The sequence below is a fragment of the Haloimpatiens myeolchijeotgali genome (assembly GCF_042688525.2).
Lineage (GTDB): Bacteria > Bacillota > Clostridia > Clostridiales > Clostridiaceae > Haloimpatiens.
The window spans coordinates 3977501-3979338 of the sequence record NZ_JBHWAB010000001.1; the positions used below are offsets into that span (position 1 = coordinate 3977501).

At 25.5% G+C, this 1838-nt stretch carries 4 protein-coding genes and 1 tRNA gene (1 of these 5 cut by a window edge); all 5 read right to left on the minus strand.

Going from position 1 to position 1838, the window contains the following annotated elements; all coding sequences use genetic code 11:
- A protein-coding gene (locus tag ACFIJ5_RS17855; RefSeq protein ID WP_379809463.1) for a peptidylprolyl isomerase crosses the window boundary here: on the minus strand, nt 1-432 show its 5' portion. It extends 315 nt beyond the left edge of the window; only the first 432 of its 747 coding nucleotides appear in the window; its start codon is at nt 430-432; its stop codon lies beyond the left edge, outside the window.
- Between the two features lie 175 nt (nt 433-607).
- Nucleotides 608-922 carry a YbjQ family protein gene (locus ACFIJ5_RS17860; protein ID WP_379809465.1) on the minus strand — a complete coding sequence of 105 codons (315 nt, stop codon included), beginning with the start codon at nt 920-922 and terminating at the stop codon, nt 608-610.
- Complete coding sequence (locus ACFIJ5_RS17865) at nt 903-1124, minus strand: hypothetical protein (protein WP_379809467.1); 222 nt, start codon at nt 1122-1124, stop codon at nt 903-905. Before ACFIJ5_RS17865 ends, ACFIJ5_RS17860 begins: the two co-directional genes overlap by 20 nt.
- Nucleotides 1125-1167: 43 nt before the next feature.
- The gene (gene tsaA / locus ACFIJ5_RS17870; protein WP_379809469.1) at nt 1168-1584 is read right to left on the minus strand and encodes a tRNA (N6-threonylcarbamoyladenosine(37)-N6)-methyltransferase TrmO; all 417 of its coding nucleotides are present in this window, start codon (nt 1582-1584) and stop codon (nt 1168-1170) included.
- Nucleotides 1585-1756: 172 nt separating this feature from the next.
- A tRNA-Lys gene (locus tag ACFIJ5_RS17875) sits at nt 1757-1832 on the minus strand.
- Between the last annotated feature and the right edge of the window lie 6 nt (nt 1833-1838).

The following is a 1838-nucleotide window of genomic DNA, read 5'->3' on the forward strand; positions in this document are numbered from 1 at the left end:
ATCTTCAAAAGATAATCCATTTTTAATTTCTTCTGCTATCTTTTTAGCTTCTTCTTCTGAATCTACTAATATATGTTTTGCTGTTACAGTTGGTGGTGTTTTAAATTGTTCCTTATTTGTTTCATAATAATCTTTTACTTCTGATTCTTCTACTTTTACATCTTTTAATATTTTTTGCACTGAATATTGAATTAAAGCATCTTTTTTTATAAGCTCTAATTGTTTTTGGAATATTTCATCTTTGTCTTCCTCTTTTTGTTTTGCATCACTATAAATTAATTCAAAAGATATCATTTGTTCTAATAATTGTTTTTTTCCTGCTTCTGATGCATAATAATTTCTTTGATTTGCAGGAACTCTTGCTAAAGCATTTTGCAAATCCATCTCTTTTATTTCTACTCCATTTACAACTGCTAATACCTTATCACTCATATAAAAATTCTCCTTTTATTATATTTTTAACACATTATATATAATAACATGTATATTACTATATGTGAAATTTATTAGAATTTATCCCAACATATTTATTTAAAATCATAATAAAAAATAAAAAAGGCTACATTAAGAATACTAATATTTCTTAGTAGCCGCCTTTATTTTTGAATTATTCAACAATCTTTACAGCTGTACCATAAGCTATAACTTCAGCTGAACCTTGCATAATAGCACTTGTTGCATATCTTATATTTATTACAGCATCTGCCCCTAAAGATTCTGCTTCTTCTACCATACGTTTTGAAGCAATAGCTCTAGCTTCATCCATCATTTCTTTATAAGCTTGTATTTCTCCTCCAACTAATGTCTTTAATCCACTCATAATATCTTTTCCTACATTCTTTGATCTAACTGTTGATCCCTTAACAATGGATAGTGTTTCAATTTTTTTCCCACTTATATAATCAGTATTTACTAATATCATCCTTATCTTCCTCCTTAATTTCTTTTATTCTTCTTATCATAACATAAATTAATGTTGCTATTAAAGCTATAAAAAGTATAATTATTAATAACATTACAAACATATTTGTACTAGCTACAGCTGACACTATTCCTACACCATATAATGAAAATATTATTAAAAATATTATAGTTATTATAATAGTTATTATAATATCTTTCATTGTTATCCTCCCTTTATTATTATTTTAAAATTTATAAAAAATATTATTTTAACTCATCTGGATTTAAATTTGAATTATATGGTTTTATGTCCAATACAGGTGTGCCATCTAACATATCAACTCCTTCAACTATTATTTCATCCTCTCCTATTTCTAATAGTTTTACAATTGATATTCCTATTGGATTAGGTCTTTTAGGTGATCTAGTAGAAAATACACCTTTTTTTTCTTTACTCCACGGAGTCTTAGTTATAAGTTCAAAATTTTCAGACTTATGGAAATAAAATATAATCTCTATGTATGAAAGTTTATCCAAATCTCTTAACCCTTCTTTATATTGATCTTTTATTTTTATTATAGCTTTCTTATCCTTAGCATATATACTTTGAGGAGGAATTTGATGAATTTCTTTAAATGGCGATCTTATATGACCAATAGGATTTAATTGTATACACTCCATACTATTACTCTCCTTTTTACAATATTAATTATAAATATTTTTTCAACAATTTGTCATTATATATTTTCTTTATGTTTAAAATTATATCATTATGTAAAAAAATATTATACTTTTATTTTAAATATTATTTATTTTAATATAATAAAAAAGACATTCCTATTGGAATGTCTTTTGGTGATCTACCGGGGAATCGAACCCCGGACACCATGATTAAAAGTCATGTGCTCTACCAACTGAGCTAGTAAATCATATCT